Here is a 19,431-nt window from a genome sequence, read left to right as displayed (position 1 = left end):
TTATGATATGCTTAATATTGCAAAACTACCAGAATCATAATACATTTGTTTTGATGAACCGCAGCCGGGGAAAAAAATGGATCATACTCGTTGTACTCGCCCTTATTATTAAGGTGCTATCCCTTTTTCCCGCCCAGATAGAAAAATTTTATACGCAGGGCTTTTATAGCGGCGTATCAAAAAGCCTGCGTTTTTTGTTTGGCTGGCTGCCCTTTAGCATTGGAGATGTTTTGTATACCGGCCTAATAATCCTGGTGATTGTTTTGTTGGCGCGCGTTATAAAAAGATTGCTTAAAGGAAAGCTTCGCAGCATTCGATGGGGCAAACATTTGAACAACACGCTTCTTGCAATGCTCGGCTTGTATATTATTTTCTACGCCCTTTGGGGATTGAATTATAGTCGTCCGGGCATTGAAAAGCAGTTTGGGTTAAATGTTGCGCATATTACGGTAAAAGACCTGGATACCCTGGTACAGACATTACACGCACGCATCAACAGGGATGCCGCCGCAATGACCGTCAGGGACAGAGATTCCTTACTTAATACGCGTTTTCTTTTTAAGCAAAGTAATGTGGCGTACCGGGTCGCAAAGAAGGAGTATCCTTTTTTAAATAATACCCCGGTTTCAGTGAAGCCTTCTTTATTTAGTGAAGCCATGAATTATATTGGGATCCAGGGCTACTATAACCCGTTTTCGGGAGAAGCACAGGTGAATACCACCATTCCGGTTTTTTTATTACCGTCGGTTGTAACGCATGAAATAGGGCACCAGGTGGGCTACGCAAAAGAAAGCGAAGCGAACTTTATGAGCTTCCTGACCAGCCGGAAACATCCTTCTATTCATTTTCAGTATTCAACGGATTTTGTGATGTACCTGTATGCGGCAAGTGAGTTATATCGCCTGGACTCTGTAAAAGTGAAACAATACGACAGCACCCTTCATCCGCAGGTAAAAAAAGACATAAAGACGTATATCGGCTTTTATAAAAAATACCAGAACCGGATTGAACCGGTTATTCACTGGTTGTATGGAAATTATCTGCGGGCTAATAACCAACCCTCGGGGAACCGTTCTTATGATGAGGTAGTGATCTGGCTGATCGGGTGGTACCGGAAATACGGGCGGGAGGCGATCTGAATTGCCGGATGCTTGATGCCTGATCCTCGATGCTGGATACTCGCCCAATCAAGTATCCGGAAACAAATATCCAGCATTCAGTATCGCAGTCCATTTTTTTCAGAAAGCTTTCGTAAGTTTAAAAGTTTGCAAAGATTTTTATTTTGACTTTATTTAAACACTCTGAGTTTTAATTTTGAGAAAATTTGAGTTCCATGGAAGTGTTGATCCGGGCGGAGCGGGCAGAAGATCTTAAAGCCATTGCTACTATCAATGAAGCTGCTTTTGGCAGGGTGGAGGAAGCCAATCTTATTAACCAGCTTAGACACAGCAAGGCCTTCATTCCAGAGCTGTCCCTGGTTGCTGAAAACCATTTAGAAATACTGGGCCATATTTTATTTACAAAAATTAAGATCATTGACAGTTTAAACCATTGTCATCAAAGTTTGGCACTGGCTCCCATAGCTGTGGCTACGATGCATCAAAACCAGGGGATTGGCGCTGCTTTAATAAACGAAGGTTTGAACCGCGCCCGGGAAATCGGCTATCTTTCGGTCATAGTAGTGGGGCATGAGACCTATTATCCGCGTTTTGGATTCACTCCGGCATCGCAGTGGCATATCACCGCTCCGTTTGACGTACCCGACGAAGCATTTATGGCCGTGGAGCTGGTGGAGAACGGTTTGAAACACGTTTCGGGAATGGTGGTATATGCCAAAGAATTTGAAGCCGTATAGACTATTTTTTGCGTTGCTTTTTTAAATAAGCCTCCCAGAAATGAAAACGTTGGTCTGAAGGATGGATCTGTTTACTGCTGGTAGTAATATCCATTACGGGCGGCGCTGCATCTCCGGCTTTTATAGCTGACCAATGGGGCAACCCCGTGCCATTCGGATCTCCTTTTATTATAAAGTTTGCAAAATAATTAAACAGGGTTTCGGATGTTTTATAATCGTCCGGTGTCCATTTGATTTTTGGTAACAGGTAAAGGTTGCCCATACAATAGGGGATCTCGCTGGCATGTGCAGCCCCGATGGGTTGCTTGTCGGGCGGTAAATTATTAGGAGCTATTTTGCTGAACAGGTACCGGTATATTTTTTGACTGCTGTTTTTTCGATGCAGGTCGAACCATTTCCAGGTACTGAAAACAATAAAGCGATCGGAAGCTATATTGGCTGCGGACTGCCGGATTGCTGTTTCCGTTTTATGAGGATACGCCGCGAGTATTTTTTCATAATCGGCAGGAAAGTTTTCCTTTACTGCTGCCATAAAATTTTCTTCGGTAGGTTGCCGTCCCCGGAGGAACCCCGCCTCGCCGGATTCGGCTGAATTCCATCCTACCAACAAGGGTACCATCGATTGCCGGTGCTGTTCAAATAATTCAGGAAGTGTTTGGGGAAGGAAATAACCATCCAGTACCAGCGGGAAGCCGAACCGTTTTGAAGTATTGTATAAGCTGAAAAGCGCTTCTGTAGAAAGGTTGCGCAATTCGTTTAAAGAATGTAACCCATTTTTAGCTGCAAATGTTTGCCCGATATGCTCTGCTGAATCCAGTGGAACGGGAGCCAGGGTAGGATAGATAGCGGCGCCGCTTTCGCCGATGGCGCCGGCGAACAGTCCTTTTGATAAAGGCGATGCCATTTGTGTGCTTACGGAAATGGAACCGGCAGACTCTCCGGCAATGGTGACCTTCTGAGGATCGCCGCCGAAGGCGGCAATATTATCATGCACCCATTTTAATGCGGCCTGCTGATCCAGCAAACCATAGTTACCAGATGCCTTGTACGGGGCTTCTTTACTAAGCTCGGGGTGTGCAAAGAAGCCAAAGATATTCAGGCGATAATTAACGGTAATGGCGATGATGCCTTTTTGCGCCATGGCAGCGCCATCGTATCTTGGTTCCGATGATTCGCCTGCGACAAAACCTCCTCCGTAAAAATAAACCAGTACCGGAAGCTTTTTTCCTTTGTTGGCGGGCGCCCAGATATTCAGGTACAGGCAGTCTTCGCTCGTACTATCGGAGCGGTAGATCATGTCGCCAAATACATTGGTTTGAACGGGCCTCGGTCCGAACTTTTTTGCGGAGCGCACGCCGCTCCAGTGCTGCAAGGGTTGCGGTGCTTTCCATCGAAGGGGCCCTGTAGGCGGCTGCGCAAAGGGGACGCCCAGGAAAAGATTTAACCCGGTTTTTACGTCTGTAAATCCTTCCAGCGTTCCGTTTTGAACCCGCACCTGTACCGGCGTGGAGGTTGGCGTCTGTGCGATGGTCTGCAATGAAAAAAAGCTACAGGCTATTATAACAGCAATCGTTTTATACATAACATAGACCGTTTTGTGGCGGTTATGAAGATACGTTATTTTATCTTTGCCGTGGCCCGTTTTTGAAGTGCTGCGCAGCGAACAGGAAGTTGAAGGGAGTGACACAAGTAAAGCTGATGGCGGTTCTGAAGCTGGCCCCAGAAAAATAACAGACTCAATGCAGCGTTTAATAGTAGATATGGATGGCGTGCTGGCGGATGTGTACAGCCAGTTCAGGAAGTTCGAAACTGACGAGCTGGGCGCAGTTCAGCCCGACCGGGATCTGCTGGGAAAGACTGAAAGAGAAGCTTATAAAAACGTAAGGGTGTATGTAAATTCACCGGGCTTTTTTTTGAATGCGCCTGTAATGCCCGGAAGCGTTGGCGTAATGGAACAACTCAATAGGAACTATGAGCTGTTCATCGTTTCATCTGCTATGGAATTCCCCTTAAGCCTTTATGAAAAATACCAATGGCTGCAGCAACATTTTCCTTTTCTTTCCTGGCAGCAAATAGTGCTCTGTGGTTCTAAACAGGTTATTGCCGGGGATATTATGCTGGACGATCATTTTAAGAACCTGGATCATTTTAAAGGCAAGACTATTCTCTTTTCCCAACCGCATAATATGCTGAAGGACCCGGGGAGTCATACCCGGGTAAAGGATTGGCGCGAGGTTGCGCACCTGTTGCTTCCGCACTAAATTTCGTTAAGGATCACTTTGCGTAACAGCAGCAATGCCTGTAGCGTTGCGGTTTCAATATTTTGTTCCCGGTTGAAACGGAGTTGTATCAATTTGGTAATGATCTTATCTTCACTGCCCGCGGCCAACCAAACGGTGCCCACCGGCTTTTGCGCAGTGCCGCCATCAGGACCCATTATGCCCGAGGTTGCCACTGCATAATCGGTTCCCAATTGTTTTAAGGCGCCTTTAACCATTTGTTGTACCGTGGCATTGCTTACCGCGCCGTCACTTTCCAGGACGCCTGCTTCTACATTCAGTAATGCCTCTTTTATTTCATTGGAATAGGAAACGATGCTGCCTTTATAATATTTTGAGGCGCCGGGTACGCGGGTAATGAGGTGCGCAATATTTCCCCCGGTGCAGCTTTCGGCGGTGGCCAGCGTTTTATTTTCTTTTAACAACAAGTGCCCGATAAGGGCTTCAACCGGCTGGTCTGTTTTTGCAATCAGGATGTCCTGCAGCAATGCAGTCATTTCATCAAAATACAGATCTATTGCGGCATCTAATTTTTCTGCATGAGTGCCCTGGCTGGTCAGGCGTAATTTTACCATCCCATAAGAAGGCAGGTAAGCCAGTTTAACGTGTTGCGGGAGCCGGGCTTCAAAATCCAGGAGGCGTTCTGCTACCATCGATTCGCCCATGCCTGCGGTCAGCGCCGTGCGGTGCACGATATGCGGGAATTTAAAATGTTGTCGCAGCCGGGGAAGCACTTCGTCAATAAGAAGCCCCTGCATTTCATGCGGCACGCCGGGCAAAGAAACGAATACGACGTTCCGGTTGTTCACGATCTTTTCGAACCACATACCCGGTGCCGAGCCGCGTGCGTTATGCAATACTTTGGCTATGTCGGGCACTTCTGCCTGCTTTTTGTTGCGTTCATCAATGGGGCCGGGCCTGCGGTACACGTTATGGAACAGGTGTTCTACATGTTTGGCCACGGCAGCGTCGGTGGTCATTTTGCCACCAAAATATTTATTGAGCAAAGGCTTTGTAATATCGTCTGCGGTAGGCCCCAGGCCGCCGGTGAGGATAATGATCTGCGAGATCCCCGATTCTTCATCCAGCGCCTGTGCAATATCTTCAGCAACATCGCCTACGGCAACGCGCCGCTTTACCCAGATGCCCACCTTATTGAATTCCTGTGCAATGAAGGCGCTGTTGGTATCAATGGTTTGGCCGATCAGCAATTCATCTCCGATAGTGATAATTGATGCGTTCATAATTATTATTGTAGAGAACAAATATCCTGAATTTATGGGATTTTAACTACCGGGCTGCGAAGGTGCGAAATGATCGGACGAGAAAGATGCCGGCAATTGCATGTAATGTAAACCATTGGAGTAGGGATCATTTAAGTCCTTTTTTTAGTCACTTTTGCTGTTCCGGGTAAGAATGGTGCCCTTATACGGTGCGACTTAAGATCCGCTGAAAGCGGGCAATATCGGCCTCTTTCAGCAAAGGTTGTTGCCGGGCAATATTTTCAACCAATTGATAGGCGAAATAGGGCGCCAGTGAGCAGCCCTTGGAGCCCATCCCGTTCAGGATGCCCACATTTTTATGAACCGGGTGAAACCCCGCAAACGGCCGTCGCTCCATGGTAGCCGGACGTATGGCAGCTTTGTGGCCAACAATTTTAAAAGGCACTTTCAGCCATTGTTTCAGTGCGCCGGTGATGGATGCATAAAATTCTTTGGTAGGGTTTTCATTGTCAAATTCCCAGGTATAATTGGTGCCGGTCCAAAACAGGCCTGGTTCCTGTAACGGAGCTAATAGTAATGATTTCTTATAAAGATGGTCGGCGGGCAATTCCGGCGCTTCTATAATTATTGCTTCTCCCTTGTTCAGCGAGAAAGGCAATAAAGAGAAATAGGGATTGGCAGCCCCTGCCGCTCCGTCGCAAAAAATAACTGTATCCGCCTGAAAGGATTCATATTGTACGTTTGCAGCGGTGGTCTTTAATAAAGAATGATCAAAAGACTTTTCAATGAGTTTATGCTCCGTCTTCAGAAAATTCCTCCACGCCGGTAGCAAGGCCGCCATATTTACAATATAGGCCGGCTCGACGCTGCCTGCGCCAAATTCAAAATTGAAATAGGGCGTAAATGCCCGGTCGTCGTCGAACAGCCGGATATAGTCTTCCTTTTCTGAAAGCCTTTTTAAAAAACTTTCCCGCATAAACGGATTGGGAAAAAACTCAACAATAGAAGTTTGGGTAATGGCATTGATCCCCAGGAAACTGCCGATAGCCGCGTAGGCCTTTTCAGCAAAGGGCAGCAGGATGTCGTCCAGCCAAACCTTCACTACCCGCCGTCCGGTAACGGGATTGATGATGCCGGCCGCCACGCGGGAGGGTGTATTTTCTTTTTCCGCATCTATTACGATGAAATCGATCCCGGTAGTATAACAAAACCAGGAAAGAAAAGTGCCGCTGATACCCTGGCCAACGATAATAATTTTCTTTTTGTTCACTGTTAGCAGCGAAAGTATTTAATAATTGATAAGGTCATGGCAAAAAGAATGTAATTTTATATCATTGGAATAAATGTTAAGTTAATGGTAATGCGGTGTATAGAAAAGTGAGAAGTGAATAGTCAATAGAAGAATAGCGTTACGCATTAGGCATTTTGCATAGAGCGTGATTTTTCAACAATGAAAAAGCTTTTGTTAACAGGCACCGCCTTATGGTGTTCCAGAGACGAGCTGATCCGGCGGAACAGGAACAATGATATTGTTTTTTCTGTTACCGGTATGATGCCCTTTCACCGGCACCGTGCCACTGTTATGCTAACCGATAACGATATTGAATTAGCAGATAATGAAGCTTACCTTATACCTCTTGGCATCATTACTCAATTATATATTGGCTTTGACGAATATTACACAAGGGTCCTGGTTAAAAACCTGGGACTTTTTACCCAGCCATTGCGGATCACCACCAGCGACGAAACTGTCTGGTACTTTTTTATAGATTGCAGTTTCTGGGGAAGCTGCAATAAGATCTGGTTTGAGCAGATAAAGAACCTCATCGTGTAACCACCGGAAAATAATTTGTTTTTTATTTCAACCGGTTTCGGGGATCAATACAATTGGGAGCTGGTTATAACTGCTGCAAATCCTTTAATGCTCATTACCTGTGCATTACTTTCCCTCCTGTTTACAATTACTTAACATGCCGGTAACGTTTAGGTAATCCTATAGTGGAACTTTTGCATAAAATTTTAACAAATGCAATTTACTAAACGTATCCTACCACTACTGCTTTTCCTATGTAGTCTTACAGCCTTTCAGCAGTCCTTCGGACAGGAAACTACTTCTACTTTGAGTGGAACCGTCCGGGATACCAAGGGAACCAAGATCGACGGAGCGACTATCTCCGTATTGCACGTTCCAACCGGTTTTAAAACCTCCGCACAATCCAATTCAAAGGGGTTGTTCAGCTTCCCTAATCTTAAACCCGGCGGTCCTTATACGATCGAGATCACTCACGTTGGATTTAAGGCTCAGAAATATGAAAATGTCAACCTTTCCCTGGGGAACAACCCCCAGGTAGATATCGTTTTTCAAACGAATGATAACAACCTGCAGGAAGTAGTGGTAACTACGAATGCACGCAGCAGGGTTGTGGGCGGGCTTACCGTTGGTAAAGCGCAGTTAAACACCTTGCCCACCATCGGAAGAAGCCTGGCAGATTTTACCCGGTTAACGCCACAGTCAAATAACAACTCATTTGCCGGTACCAACTTCCGGTATAATAACCTTACCATTGATGGCGCCATTAACAATGATGCTATCGGTTTTAGCAATTCTTTTGGCGGAGTGAGCGGCGGTGGCCAATCGGGCGCAGCAGGCTCCGGGACGCGTACCAATCCTTACAGTCTGGATGTGATCCAGGAAGTACAGGTGCAGTTGTCTCCCTATGACGTGAAGTTGGGGAACTTTACCGGTGGGTCTGTTAACGCGGTTACCAAAAGCGGCAGCAATGATTTTCACGGATCCTTATACGGATACGGCCGCGGCCAGGCATTGGTGGGCAAAAGCCCGGACGGGCTGAAAACAAAGATCGGATCTGATTTTCATGAATACCAGTATGGGGCTACTTTGAGCGGCCCGATCGTAAAGAATAAGGCTTTCTTTATTGTAAACTTTGAGCAGACCCGCCGCCAGGAACCTACTTTTTACAACGCCGGGGACCCGGGTTCCGCCATCAGCCTGAATGATGCAAAAGCAATTGCTAATCAACTGAAAAATAAATATAATTATGATGCCGGATCGTACCAGGGACCGTACAAAATTTTTACCAACAGCGACAAACTTTTTGTAAGGACCGACTTTAACCTCGGCAAAGCCGGAGCCTTAACGGTGCGGGGTATTTATACCAATGGCTGGGGCAATAACCTGGAGCGTACTTCTACCAACTTCCAGTTTGGATCAACCGACTTTACGCAATACACCAAGAATCTGAACCTGACGGCCGAATTAAAAACCCGCGTGGGCGCCAATGCGAACAACCAGTTTAATGTAAGTTATATCAATGTGCATGAGTACCGGGATTTTCCCGGAACACTGTCGCCATTGATGGATATCGGCGGTGGCGCAGCATGGGTAGGTACCTGGCGGGAGGCATCGATCTACAATATGAAACAAAAAACATTTGAGATAAGCGATAACTTTACGCTTACAAAAGGGATCAATAAATTCACTTTTGGTACGCACAACGAGTTTTATAATTTGAGTTATGGATTTATTAACTCCTGGAATGGTCGTTGGGAATATTCGAACCTGGCCAACTTCCTGGCAGATAAGCCCAGTCGTATCCGCGGGGCGTATTCAACAGATCCCAACTATCCTAATACAAGAGATGCCTTATTTAATAATGCACCCAATCCGTACAAAGTAAATCTCACCAGTTTATATGCACAGGATGAAATTGCAGTTGCCCACAACTTCAAGATCATTCCAGGCTTAAGATTGGATTATCCGTTCCTTGGAAAGGATATTGCTATCGATAAAGATTTTGCAACAGCAACAAACAATACCGATCATCCTACTTTTAACAATACGCCGTTCAACCAGTTAAACAACAAATGGCTGGGCAAACCTTCCCTGTCGCCAAGACTGGGATTCAATTGGGATATCAACAGTGACCAGAGCGTGGTATTAAGAGGCGGTACGGGCATCTTTGTAGGCCGTATGCCTTTTGCATGGATCGGTTATGCAGAAACCTTATCGGGCGGTATTTATAATAATATCGACTTCCGGCCATCGGCTACCAATACCGTAGGGGGCAATACTACTATTCCCTTGGCCATTAACCCGCTTTACCTGAAAGATACTATTAATGCGCATGCCCTGGCCAGCGCCAATGCTGCTGCCACAAGAGAAGTAGATGTGGTAGATAATAATTTTAAACTGCCACGTGTATGGCGCTCCAACCTGGCAGCCGACTTTAAATTCGGCAACGGGTATAAACTGACGCTGGATGCCTTGTATACAAAAACATTATATGATGTGCAATTTCAGCAGATCAATGTTAAAGATCAGGTAGAATATTTTACTTCCGGACCTACATTGTCACCGGTATATACAGGCGGTAAATTAAACAGCCAGTATTCCAACGTATACCTGCTGACCAATACTACTGCCGGGTATCGGTATAACCTTACGGCGCAGCTCAGCAAAAATCCCGGCATGAGCACCAGCCCGTTCAAATATAACTGGAGCCTGGCGTACACTTATGGAATGAGCAAAGACCTGAGCAATGGTATCCGGAACTCCTTCCAGTCTAACTTTGAGGTGAACCCCGCTATTGTGCCCAATGCCCCACAGTTGGCCTATTCTAACTTTGACCTGAGACATCGTATTGTGGCGGTGTTAGGCGGCTCGTATAACTGGAACCCCACGAATACCACGTCGCTTACATTCTTCTACGCAGGTCAGTCCGGCAGTCCTTATTCTGTGGTATATAACTCAGGGGGTAATCCGTTTGGTAATGCGGCTAACGCCAACCTGCCTTATATTCCCAAAGATCAAAGCGACATCCGGCTGGCTGATTATGTGGTTAACGGCCAAACCTACACTGCTGCCCAACAGTGGACAGATCTGGATAAGTTAATTTCAGGCGACAAATATCTAAGCTCAAGAAGAGGACAGTATGCAGAAAGAAACGGCCTCAGAACTCCGTGGAATCATGAAGTGGATATGAAGCTGATGCACGAGTTCAAATTCAATGCAGCAAGATCTCATACCTTACAGATCAGTTTTGATGTATTCAATGTGTTGAACCTGTTAAGCAATAGTTGGGGGCATGTTTACTTCGTAACCAACGTGAACAACTACACCGTAAACATGTTCACTTTTGCAAAAGATGCCAGTGGCAATGCCCCGGGTAAGCCCAGCGCTGGTTATCAGCCTACCTTCAACTTTAACAAGCCTACCGGTTTAGATGATCATTACTATACAGTAGATCCGCTGAACAGCCGCTGGCAGGGGCAGATAGGTGTAAAATATAGTTTCTAAAATAATAACCGGCGTATGGTTTCGTGAAAAGTGGGCCGATAAATGTGAACGCCTCCTGTTGCTCTTTTAACTTTTCACACTTAACGCAACACTGGTTGTTGATAGGGGGCTACAAGCAGCACTTGTAGCCCCTTTTATTAATAAATGGGATTTAGAAAAAATGACAGGAATTAACAGATCAAGACACAAATTATTGCGGGAGTATGTAGATGAACTTGTGGCCGGATCGGAATTGAACAATGAAACAGCATCGCTGAAAAGCGAATTAGCCCTGCTGGACCATCTTTACGATAATTACTGCAATGCGATGACGGGTTTAACCGATCTGATCGGCCAGTATGAAAATTTGCATAAAAAAGTACGCGTGCGTGCCCGGGCCCTGCGGGAAACAAACCGGAGGAAATGAAAAGTGAACAGGCAATGGTGAAACGCTTAATGCGGAACGCTAAACGCAGAACGCCCGGAACCTGCAACCTGAAACCCGTAACATTATTTAGGCACGTAAACCAAATATTTCTCCTCAAAAAATGGCTCGGTAAAGAGCTCAGTGAGGGGCAGCACATGAGGGCGTGTGCCGCTTTCGGAGATCTCCTGTGCCAGGTCGCCGCCTTTTAAGCAAATAAGCCCTGGAGCATGATCGCCTTTTTCAATTAAGGCGGGCACGTATTTTTCGATATTCTTTTTAATCAGCGGCTTGCTCCATTGCCACAGGCTTTTTAAAGGCGCTACCGCCCGGGAAACCACAAAGTCAAATTGTTTGTTTTTGATATCCTCAATGCGGCTATGGCGGGTTTGAATGTTTTTTAATCCAATGGCCTCTGCAATGCCGTCCACCACTTTTAGTTTTTTGCCGATACTGTCCACCAGTAAAAATTCCGTTTCGGGAAAAAAGATGGCCAGGGGCAGGCCCGGGAAACCGCCACCCGCGCCCAGGTCCACAATTTGCATCCCCGGCTTAAAATTAAAAAGGGCGGCAATTCCCAGCGAGTGCAGTACATGGCGCTCGTAAAGGCTACCGATATCCTTACGGCTGATCACATTTATTTTCTCATTCCAGTCTTTATATAAGTCTTCCAGTGCCTTAAATTGTTCCAGTTGGGCGGGAGTAAAATCGTCAAAATACTTCAAAAGGATATCCATGATGCAAAGAAAGAGGTTTTTTGGATACTGGTTGCTCGTTACTCGATTCTGGTAGTGGATCCAGGATCCAGAATCGAGTATCAAGTATCATGGATCAAGCATCATGGATCAAGTATCATGGATCAAGCATCCTCCTTTCTAATTTAAAATTCCTAATTCCATATTTTACCTTTTACATTCCCTCCTGTGAATAACCCTGTTAATAATTAGTCCACAAATAAAGATTTTTTTCTACCCGGTTTAGGGTCTAAATTCGCCGTCTGATTTCAAGGGAACAAGACGAAGCCTTCGCTGAAAATAAGTACATTTAAGGTTGGAAAACTACCCGCGGAGTCATTGGTAAATTACTAATGGTAGTCTATTTTTTTGCTCTATCGGGCAGAAAATAAGTTTATTTAATATAATGGATTTATCTAATATAAATAAAGACAGGAAGCAAAAACGCAGAACGGCAGTCGACCTGGGAACCATGGTTTATGGGAAAGTTCCCCCGCAGGCGCGGGAGCTGGAAGACGCCATTTTGGGCGCTATAATGCTGGAGAAAAACGCCTTCGACGCTGTTATCGAAATATTAAAACCCGAATGTTTTTACGTTGATGCCAATCAGCGCATATTTCGCGCCATGCAGTCGCTGGCCAACAAAAGTCAGCCTATTGATATTCTTACCGTGGTAGAGGAGCTGAGGAGCCGGGAAGAGCTGGAAATGGTGGGCGGCCCCTATTACGTTACCAAAATGACCAATGCAGTGGTTTCGGCTGCCAATATCGAATCGCATGCGCGGATCGTTTTACAGAAATTTATTCAGCGGGAGCTGATCCGCATCAGCGGCGAGATCATCAATGATGCATTCGAGGACAGCACCGACGTATTTGAGTTGCTGGATGATGCCGAATCAAAATTATTTGAGATCACCAACTCGCACCTGCGCAGTACCATTCAGCCGATCGACTCGGTACTGGTACAAACCATTCAGCGCATTGAAGACCTGCGGCACCGGAACGAGGATGTAACCGGTGTGCCCAGTGGATTTAAAATGCTGGATAAGGTAACCTATGGCTGGCAGAATACGGATCTGATCATCCTTGCCGCGCGTCCTGCCGTGGGTAAAACCGCATTTGCCCTAAACCTGGCGCGGAACGCCGTCATGAGTAAGGTTAGAGAACACCCTACTCCGGTAGCATTTTTCTCTTTGGAAATGAGCGCCGCACAGTTGGTGCAACGGGTGCTGTCGGCAGAAAGTGAGATCATGCTGGAAAAGATCGCCCGTGGTAAGATGGAAGATCATGAAATGAAGCAGTTGTACACCAAGGGGATCCAGACACTTTCACAGGCCCCCTTATTTATAGACGATACACCGGCACTGAACATTTTTGAGTTGCGCGCCAAGTGTCGTAAACTTAAAAACAAGCATAATATCGGAATGATCATCATCGACTACCTGCAGTTGATGAGCGGCAGCGGCGATTCTAAAGGTAACCGGGAACAGGAGATCAGCTCCATCAGCCGGAACCTGAAAGGACTGGCCAAGGAACTAAGCGTGCCCATTATTGCGCTGTCGCAGTTAAGCCGCGCCGTGGAACAACGGGGCTCGAAGGATGGCAACCGGGTGCCCCAGTTGAGCGATCTTCGGGAATCGGGAGCCATCGAGCAGGATGCCGATATGGTAATGTTCCTGTACCGGCCGGATTATTATGATATGAACACCAATGCTGAAGGCGAGGACCAGCGGGGACTTACGGAGGTGAAGATTGCCAAGCACCGGAACGGTTCACTGGAAACGATCAAGCTCAAAGCGCTCCTGCATATCCAGAAATTTGTCAGTTGGGAGGAAGATCCGTATAATATTATGAGCACGCCCGGCAGCAGTTGGAAGCGTATCGACGAAGAAGAAGGCGGCGGCGCCAAGTTGTTCCAGGTAGAAAGTAAGATGAACAAGATGAAGGATGATGAATTTGATGATATGGGCGATGCGCCATTTTAGGTTGCAGGTTTCAGGTTGCTGGTTATTTATTAAGCAAGCTGAAGAACACATGGCATCGGTCTTGCGTCGCACTCTTGTACTGCGGAATATAGAGGAGCAGGTCAATAGTGAATAGTGAATAGTGAATGGCGCCTCATCAACATTCATTGCCCGATTTTCAATACGATGAGCAGAATATCCGACATCGTACATCTGACATCATCCATTTCTTATGCAGCTTCCCTTTTTCTATATCAACAATTATTCTCCCGGGCAAAAAAGCATGGTGCTGGATGAAAATAATTCACGGCATATTGTACAGGTTTTGCGCATGGAAACCGGCGAGCGGCTGCATTTAACAGATGGCTGCGGCCATTTGTTAACGGCAATAGTAACCAACCCACATAAAAAACATTGCGAAGTAGCGATTGAGCATTCGGAATTTATTCCACCGGCACATCCTCAAATAACCATTGCAATAGCCCTGCTGAAAAACGCCAGCCGTTTTGAATGGTTCCTGGAAAAGGCGACGGAGATTGGCGTACATGCCATCGTTCCTTTGATAACAGACCGTACGGAAAAAATAAGGACCAAAACCGAACGCCTGCAAAATATATTGGTCAGCGCCTTACTGCAAAGCCGGCAGGTATGGTTGCCGCAACTGCCCGAGCCGGCAAAGTTTACTGATTTTATGAACGGCCCGGAATGGCAAACGACCCCTCAGAAATTCATTGCCCACTGCCTGGAGCATGAAAAAGCTTCGCTGCGGCAGCAATCCATCAACAACAATACAATCCTGCTTATAGGCCCGGAAGGCGATTTTACTACTAATGAGATTGGCGCGGCACTGGAAAATGGGTATAAAGCCGTAACCCTTGGTGAAACCCGCCTGCGTTCAGAAACTGCAGGTGTTGTAGCAGCGGTGCTGCTCTGTATTAAGTAATAGAAAACCGTCCGGAAGGTGAATGATTGCCCGTTTTTTTAAGTCTGCCTGTCGGAGGTACGGATATGGTCTTTTTTAAAGCAGGTATATTGCCCGGCGCCTGCAACCTATTTATCCTTTTTTTTATAAATTTATAGGAGAAGGTAGTTGTTTATATAATGTATTAAACCGGTAAAATGAAGAAGGCAACCATCAAAAAAAGAGTAAATCACGGTCTGCTAACCGTTTTATTATTGTGTACACTTGTTGGGTACGCGCATGCCACATGGTCAATCATTATTATTGATCCTAAAACAAAAGCTATTGGTATTGCAGGGGCTTCCTGTACGTATAGCGTGTATGGTATTGGCGCGATAGCTCCTGGAAAAGGGGCCATTGTAGTACAGGCAATGAGTAATAACAGTGCCCGGGCTAAAGGTTTGCAAATGATCCTGGCAGATGCATCTCCTGATGAGATTCTGGCCGCAATAAAGGATCCGGAATTTGATCCCGAAGCACAGCAATATGCGGTTATATGCGCAAACTACCTGGAGCATCCTGTTACATATACCGGAATGAAAACCACGTCAGATAAAGGAGCTTTCGTGGCAAAAGGTATTGCTGTGCAGGGCAACACTTTGGCCGACCAGGCGGAACTGAAAGCTGTTCTGCGAGCTGCTATTAAAGCGCAAAAAAGAGCCCTGCCAATTGAAGAGGTATTAATGCTGGCTATGGAAGCAGGCGCTGAATTAGGTGGCGATAAACGATGCGGATCCCGTAAAGCAGCCAGTGCCTTTTTAACAGTGGCCCGGCCGGGGGATCCGGCAGATCATCCTTATCTGAACCTGGTGATATATGGCACAAACGAGAAAGTAAATGCTGTTGAAGCATTACGCAATAAATTCGATCAGTGGAAATCCATAAAAGATAAATAACAGGTAATTTCATAAAAAGAGCCTTAGCCCGTTCACACTGGTTGCGGCCGATGTGAACCTGATGGAATAGTATTGTGCCGGCAGATCGTTCCTGCCGGTGAATATTGAAGAGGCGTAGCCTCTGTTTAGTAGGTTGACAAGGGACTTTAGTTTCTTGTTAACCTGTGTGGAAATGAAATCAGAGAACCCTCGGCTCGGCCTATGCCGGCTCAATGATAGTATCCTTTCTAATCAATAGGGTCGTGGATATTTTGATAAGATTGATACCGGCTTATTATCAGTAAGTAGCAACACTGTTTTTATCGGGATATTTAATCACTTTTCCTTTCCAAATAAAGTACCCGTATGCTTAATGCCCAGATGAGCTTTAATTCGTTTGTTTCTTTTTGAGCACCCGGTACAATTCTTTAACCGCTCCGGCTTTGTCTTTTTTAATTTTAGCGCCCAGTTCCCTTATCGGGCAGTCCTTGTAATATTTGGTCCCCCAGTCCATTATCTCAACAACAATGGGCACCAGATCAATCCCCTTTTGCGTCAGGTGGTAAATGTACTTTGATTTGTTGCCCGGCGACACCTGCTTGGAAAGAATTTGCTCGGCTTCAAGAAGCTGCAACCGGTCCGCAAGAATATTGGTCGCAATTTTTTCTTCTGATTCCAGGAACTCGCTATAGGAAGATTTTCCCCGCAACATAATATCCCGGATGATCAACAGGGACCACCGGTCTCCAAAAACATCGAGTGAGCACCCTATGGGGCAATTGGACCGCTTTTTGAGCATAAAATAAGTTTAAAAAGCACTTGTGTTTTGCAATAACTTTTGTATTTTCAACTTGCAAAATGCAAGAACAAATTTGAATGAAACTTTTTAAATAAACAAAAATGAACGATGTTACTACAAAACAACTCCTGGAAGCCTATTACCAGGGGCTGTCCGGAAACGGCGGGTGGGAAACGGTCCTGTCCGATGATTTTAAATTTATTGGCGGAAATATGTTGCAGGCAACTCCGGTAACGGGCAAGCCTGCTTATATAGAAGTGCTCAACCGTTTCTCACGCGTTTTTGAAAATGTTCGGGTGAAGGAAATGATCATAGAAGGCGATAACGCGGCGGTGATCGCCAATTATGACCTTGTATTTTCAAACGGAACGGCTGTAAACGGTAATGTGGCTGAGTTTTGGAAAGTAAAAAAAGGCAAGTTGGATAGCCTGACCATTTTTTTTGATACCCATACCTTTTTTGTAAATGCGCCAAAATAATACCGCATGGCTTATGACGAAACATTGGCAAAAAGGGTGCGCGCTGCTTTAGCACCCGTAAAAGCCGTTGAAGAGAAGAAAATGTTTGGGGGGCTTGCGTTTATGGTGCGGGGAAAAATGTGCATCAATATAAGCGACGACCGGTTGATGTGCCGTTTTGATCCGGCATTAGAAAAACAAATTGCAGCCAAAACAGGCTATCAGCCGATGATCATGAGAGGGCGCGTATTAAAAGGGTATTGCTTGGTAGATGCCGGCGGCTACCAAAAACAAAAAGGTTTTGATTTCTGGATAAAACTGGTGCTGGATTTTAATGCCCGGTTGTGAAAGCCCCGCTCTGCGAAAGCTTATAGCTTCGCAGTGCTATTTTATCGCCTCGGGCGATCTCTTTAACCATTAAGAAATTAAGGCAGTTAAGAAAATACTTAATGCATCTTAACTCCTTAATGGTTTTTATAGGCATAAAGCTACACATCCTTTTCATCCAAAGAAAGCACTACTTCGCTAATACGTGGTGTGATTTTTCTTAAGGCGATGCCTGCAGTCTGCAACATTTTTTTAGAGGCAATGGCGCTTTCTTTGTGCGCGTGCTTGTCTGATAAGTAAACCACTTCTTTAATCCCCGACTGGATGATGGCTTTGCTGCATTCATTGCAGGGGAACAGCGCTGTGTATATTTTACAACCCTCCAGGTTGATCCCGATATTGTTCAGGATGGCATTCAGTTCTGCATGGCATACATAGGGGTATTTCGTATTCAGGAAATCTCCTTCCTTATCCCACGGAAATTCATCATCACTGATACCGATGGGCAGCCCGTTATAGCCCACGCCCACGATCTTGTTTTGCTGGTTCACAATACAGGCGCCCACCTGGGTAGAGGGGTCTTTGCTGCGCTTGCCCGAAAGCAGGGCCACTCCCATAAAATACTCATCCCAGGAAATATAATCCGCTCTTTTTGTCATAGTGTGTCTCCTTCCCGTAAATATACAGGATGTGCCGAATATTAAAAAACGGCTGATATATTTGCAATACTAATAGAACTTGTTTAATTTAATTTTAAACCCCGTAGCAATCACAGTGTTTGAGGTTGGCTGGATTCCGCCAAATGCGGAACATTGCTAATCTGTTATTGTGTTTCCTTTTGCTGTTATAGCAATTTTGTGAGGGTAAAGTAAAAAAAGCAATAAGCCCATAATGATACATCTGATGAAAGCAATTACCAACGGAATTATTTATACCGGAGACGCTGTGCTGCAAAACCATCATATCCTGGTAGATAGCAATAAAATCGTTTCTATAGTGCAGGAACTGCCGGCGGATATTGAAACGGTTGATCTTGAAGGGAAAAATATTTCCGCGGGATTTATCGATATTCAACTGAACGGCGGGTTCGACCGGTATTTCTCTCAGCAGCCGGACCAGGAGACGCTGATGGACCTGTATAAAGCCAGTTGCAGCTTTGCAACACCTTATTTTCTTACCACGCTGATCTCATCGCCCCAACAAACGATCATTGAAGCTATTAAAGCCACCCGGGAATTTCATGAACAACATCCGACGATGCTGGGCATGCATTTGGAAGGGCCTTTTATGAACCCGGAGAAAAGAGGAGCGCATAACAAAGCTATTATTCGCAACCCTACAGACAAGGAGCTGGATGAAATTATTGACCTGGGAGGGGATATTATTAAGGTAATGACGATCGCGCCGGAATGTTTCACCGATGCACAGTTGCAAAAATTGCTAAAAACGGATATTGTATTATCCGCCGGGCATTCCATGATGACCTATGACCAGGCACAACGTTATTTTTCTATGGGCATCACCCTGGTAACTCATTTGTATAATGCCATGACCCAACTGGGCCACCGGGAATGTGGAACGGTAGGGGCGGTGTTTGATAATGATTCGGTGTATGCGCCCCTGATCCTGGACGGGGGGCATTGCCATTATGCAGCGGCACGCATTGCACATCAACAGAAGGGCGATAAACTGTTCCTGATCAGTGATGCCGCCTTTTTGGGCAGGCAGAAGCAACATATGGAATGGGACGGGCTCTCCATAAAACTGGAAAACCGGTTCTACCGGGATACGGCCGGAAACCTGGGGGGCGCTGCCATATCTATGCCCGAAGCGATAAAGAACGCGGTGGATCACATGAACATACCCCTGCAGGAGGCCGTGGAAATGGCTACCATCCGGGCCGCCAGGGCTGTTAAAATGGAAAACAATATAGGGCGCATTCAGCCGGGCTATCCTGCGGTTTTTTCTGTGTTTGATGATGATTTGTTGGACTTTAAGGTATTGATTATTAAATAATAATGAGGCGATAAGCTACGTTTAGGCACAAGATTTTTCAAAGATCCGTGCTGATCTCCACAGAAAAATGATCTGCAGGGATCATTACAGACCTTCTATACAGAACAGGAAATCATTAATATGCCTGAGTGTACCTGTTTGAAACAAATTATTTGTGCCTGCGGGAATGGCACAGGCGGCCATTGGTGGTAGTCTGGGGCCCTCCCGATAAAAACCCTTTC

At 45.8% G+C, this 19,431-nt stretch carries 18 protein-coding genes; 12 read left to right on the top strand and 6 right to left on the bottom strand.

The features are described 5' to 3' along the window. Positions 1-2 precede the first annotated feature (2 nt). Positions 3-1,139, top strand: coding sequence for a DUF3810 domain-containing protein (locus NIASO_RS09085; protein WP_008584181.1), 1,137 nt, complete (start codon positions 3-5; stop codon positions 1,137-1,139). Positions 1,140-1,333: 194 nt separating this feature from the next. Beyond that, positions 1,334-1,855: a GNAT family N-acetyltransferase gene (locus NIASO_RS09080; RefSeq protein ID WP_008584182.1), complete on the top strand. Its 522-nt coding sequence runs from the start codon at positions 1,334-1,336 to the stop codon at positions 1,853-1,855. A 1-nt stretch (position 1,856) separates the two neighbouring features. Here the strand turns inward: NIASO_RS09080 and NIASO_RS09075 are convergent, their stop codons facing one another. Further along, positions 1,857-3,437 carry a carboxylesterase/lipase family protein gene (locus NIASO_RS09075; protein ID WP_008584183.1) on the bottom strand — a complete coding sequence of 527 codons (1,581 nt, stop codon included), beginning with the start codon at positions 3,435-3,437 and terminating at the stop codon, positions 1,857-1,859. Between the two features lie 157 nt (positions 3,438-3,594). On the opposite strand from NIASO_RS09075, the gene NIASO_RS09070 reads away from it, so the two are divergent. Next, on the top strand, positions 3,595-4,116 hold the full coding sequence (locus tag NIASO_RS09070; protein WP_008584184.1) for a 5' nucleotidase, NT5C type: 522 nt from the start codon (positions 3,595-3,597) through the stop codon (positions 4,114-4,116). Here the strand turns inward: NIASO_RS09070 and NIASO_RS09065 are convergent. Both NIASO_RS09065 and NIASO_RS09060 read right to left on the bottom strand, forming a co-directional pair. Further along, the gene (locus NIASO_RS09065; protein ID WP_008584185.1) at positions 4,113-5,378 is read right to left on the bottom strand and encodes a CinA family nicotinamide mononucleotide deamidase-related protein; all 1,266 of its coding nucleotides are present in this window, start codon (positions 5,376-5,378) and stop codon (positions 4,113-4,115) included. The two genes, NIASO_RS09070 and NIASO_RS09065, sit on opposite strands and share 4 nt — an antisense overlap. Before the next feature lie 181 nt (positions 5,379-5,559). Continuing rightward, positions 5,560-6,627 carry an NAD(P)/FAD-dependent oxidoreductase gene (locus tag NIASO_RS09060; protein ID WP_008584186.1) on the bottom strand — a complete coding sequence of 356 codons (1,068 nt, stop codon included), beginning with the start codon at positions 6,625-6,627 and terminating at the stop codon, positions 5,560-5,562. Positions 6,628-6,807: 180 nt separating this feature from the next. Between NIASO_RS09060 and NIASO_RS09055 the strand changes: the two genes are divergently transcribed. The 3 genes from NIASO_RS09055 to NIASO_RS09045 all read left to right on the top strand — a co-directional run bounded on the left by NIASO_RS09055 (position 6,808) and on the right by NIASO_RS09045 (position 11,080). Further along, positions 6,808-7,191 (top strand): hypothetical protein, encoded by a 384-nt coding sequence (locus NIASO_RS09055; protein ID WP_008584187.1) that lies wholly within the window; start codon positions 6,808-6,810, stop codon positions 7,189-7,191. A 192-nt stretch (positions 7,192-7,383) separates the two neighbouring features. Beyond that, entirely contained in the window at positions 7,384-10,674 is a 3,291-nt protein-coding gene (locus NIASO_RS09050; protein ID WP_008584188.1) for a TonB-dependent receptor, read from the top strand. 160 nt (positions 10,675-10,834) lie between these two features. Further along, on the top strand, positions 10,835-11,080 hold the full coding sequence (locus NIASO_RS09045; protein WP_008584189.1) for a hypothetical protein: 246 nt from the start codon (positions 10,835-10,837) through the stop codon (positions 11,078-11,080). A gap of 83 nt (positions 11,081-11,163) precedes the next feature. Here the strand turns inward: NIASO_RS09045 and rsmG are convergent, their stop codons facing one another. Continuing rightward, complete coding sequence (gene rsmG / locus NIASO_RS09040) at positions 11,164-11,814, bottom strand: 16S rRNA (guanine(527)-N(7))-methyltransferase RsmG (RefSeq protein ID WP_008584190.1); 651 nt, start codon at positions 11,812-11,814, stop codon at positions 11,164-11,166. 403 nt (positions 11,815-12,217) lie between these two features. On the opposite strand from rsmG, the gene dnaB reads away from it, so the two are divergent. The 3 genes from dnaB to NIASO_RS09025 all read left to right on the top strand — a co-directional run bounded on the left by dnaB (position 12,218) and on the right by NIASO_RS09025 (position 15,631). Beyond that, on the top strand, positions 12,218-13,795 hold the full coding sequence (gene dnaB / locus NIASO_RS09035; protein WP_008584191.1) for a replicative DNA helicase: 1,578 nt from the start codon (positions 12,218-12,220) through the stop codon (positions 13,793-13,795). Positions 13,796-14,006: 211 nt separating this feature from the next. After that, positions 14,007-14,717 (top strand): RsmE family RNA methyltransferase, encoded by a 711-nt coding sequence (locus NIASO_RS09030; RefSeq protein ID WP_008584192.1) that lies wholly within the window; start codon positions 14,007-14,009, stop codon positions 14,715-14,717. A gap of 176 nt (positions 14,718-14,893) precedes the next feature. Beyond that, complete coding sequence (locus NIASO_RS09025; protein WP_008584193.1) at positions 14,894-15,631, top strand: DUF1028 domain-containing protein; 738 nt, start codon at positions 14,894-14,896, stop codon at positions 15,629-15,631. A 367-nt stretch (positions 15,632-15,998) separates the two neighbouring features. On the opposite strand, the gene NIASO_RS09020 is transcribed toward NIASO_RS09025, so the two are convergent. Continuing rightward, positions 15,999-16,409, bottom strand: coding sequence for a winged helix-turn-helix transcriptional regulator (locus NIASO_RS09020; RefSeq protein WP_008584194.1), 411 nt, complete (start codon positions 16,407-16,409; stop codon positions 15,999-16,001). Between the two features lie 101 nt (positions 16,410-16,510). Between NIASO_RS09020 and NIASO_RS09015 the strand changes: the two genes are divergently transcribed. Both NIASO_RS09015 and NIASO_RS09010 read left to right on the top strand, forming a co-directional pair. Next, positions 16,511-16,888 (top strand): nuclear transport factor 2 family protein, encoded by a 378-nt coding sequence (locus NIASO_RS09015; RefSeq protein ID WP_008584195.1) that lies wholly within the window; start codon positions 16,511-16,513, stop codon positions 16,886-16,888. Positions 16,889-16,894: 6 nt separating this feature from the next. Continuing rightward, the gene (locus NIASO_RS09010; protein ID WP_008584197.1) at positions 16,895-17,215 is read left to right on the top strand and encodes a TfoX/Sxy family protein; all 321 of its coding nucleotides are present in this window, start codon (positions 16,895-16,897) and stop codon (positions 17,213-17,215) included. Between the two features lie 140 nt (positions 17,216-17,355). On the opposite strand, the gene NIASO_RS09005 is transcribed toward NIASO_RS09010, so the two are convergent. After that, on the bottom strand, positions 17,356-17,853 hold the full coding sequence (locus NIASO_RS09005; protein ID WP_008584198.1) for a deoxycytidylate deaminase: 498 nt from the start codon (positions 17,851-17,853) through the stop codon (positions 17,356-17,358). A gap of 244 nt (positions 17,854-18,097) precedes the next feature. Between NIASO_RS09005 and nagA the strand changes: the two genes are divergently transcribed. Then, complete coding sequence (nagA, locus tag NIASO_RS09000) at positions 18,098-19,210, top strand: N-acetylglucosamine-6-phosphate deacetylase (protein WP_008584200.1); 1,113 nt, start codon at positions 18,098-18,100, stop codon at positions 19,208-19,210. The last annotated feature ends 221 nt before the right edge of the window (positions 19,211-19,431 follow it).

The sequence above is a fragment of the Niabella soli DSM 19437 genome (assembly GCF_000243115.2).
In the GTDB taxonomy this organism is placed as follows: Bacteria; Bacteroidota; Bacteroidia; order Chitinophagales; family Chitinophagaceae; genus Niabella; species Niabella soli.
The sequence above is the reverse complement of the archived record's forward strand: the minus strand, read 5'-3'. Positions and strand labels throughout refer to the sequence as shown.

Bases quoted from the DNA above. Each gene is read 5' to 3' on its own strand.
- NIASO_RS09085 (WP_008584181.1), top strand. From the start codon at position 3: ATGATATGCTTAATATTGCAAAACTACCAGAATCATAATACATTTGTT.
- NIASO_RS09080 (WP_008584182.1), top strand. From the start codon at position 1,334: ATGGAAGTGTTGATCCGGGCGGAGCGGGCAGAAGATCTTAAAGCCATT.
- NIASO_RS09075 (WP_008584183.1), bottom strand. From the start codon at position 3,437: ATGTATAAAACGATTGCTGTTATAATAGCCTGTAGCTTTTTTTCATTG.
- NIASO_RS09070 (WP_008584184.1), top strand. From the start codon at position 3,595: ATGCAGCGTTTAATAGTAGATATGGATGGCGTGCTGGCGGATGTGTAC.
- NIASO_RS09065 (WP_008584185.1), bottom strand. From the start codon at position 5,378: ATGAACGCATCAATTATCACTATCGGAGATGAATTGCTGATCGGCCAA.
- NIASO_RS09055 (WP_008584187.1), top strand. From the start codon at position 6,808: ATGAAAAAGCTTTTGTTAACAGGCACCGCCTTATGGTGTTCCAGAGAC.
- NIASO_RS09050 (WP_008584188.1), top strand. From the start codon at position 7,384: ATGCAATTTACTAAACGTATCCTACCACTACTGCTTTTCCTATGTAGT.
- NIASO_RS09045 (WP_008584189.1), top strand. From the start codon at position 10,835: ATGACAGGAATTAACAGATCAAGACACAAATTATTGCGGGAGTATGTA.
- rsmG (WP_008584190.1), bottom strand. From the start codon at position 11,814: ATGGATATCCTTTTGAAGTATTTTGACGATTTTACTCCCGCCCAACTG.
- dnaB (WP_008584191.1), top strand. From the start codon at position 12,218: ATGGATTTATCTAATATAAATAAAGACAGGAAGCAAAAACGCAGAACG.
- NIASO_RS09030 (WP_008584192.1), top strand. From the start codon at position 14,007: ATGCAGCTTCCCTTTTTCTATATCAACAATTATTCTCCCGGGCAAAAA.
- NIASO_RS09025 (WP_008584193.1), top strand. From the start codon at position 14,894: ATGAAGAAGGCAACCATCAAAAAAAGAGTAAATCACGGTCTGCTAACC.
- NIASO_RS09020 (WP_008584194.1), bottom strand. From the start codon at position 16,409: ATGCTCAAAAAGCGGTCCAATTGCCCCATAGGGTGCTCACTCGATGTT.
- NIASO_RS09015 (WP_008584195.1), top strand. From the start codon at position 16,511: ATGAACGATGTTACTACAAAACAACTCCTGGAAGCCTATTACCAGGGG.
- NIASO_RS09010 (WP_008584197.1), top strand. From the start codon at position 16,895: ATGGCTTATGACGAAACATTGGCAAAAAGGGTGCGCGCTGCTTTAGCA.
- NIASO_RS09005 (WP_008584198.1), bottom strand. From the start codon at position 17,853: ATGACAAAAAGAGCGGATTATATTTCCTGGGATGAGTATTTTATGGGA.
- nagA (WP_008584200.1), top strand. From the start codon at position 18,098: ATGAAAGCAATTACCAACGGAATTATTTATACCGGAGACGCTGTGCTG.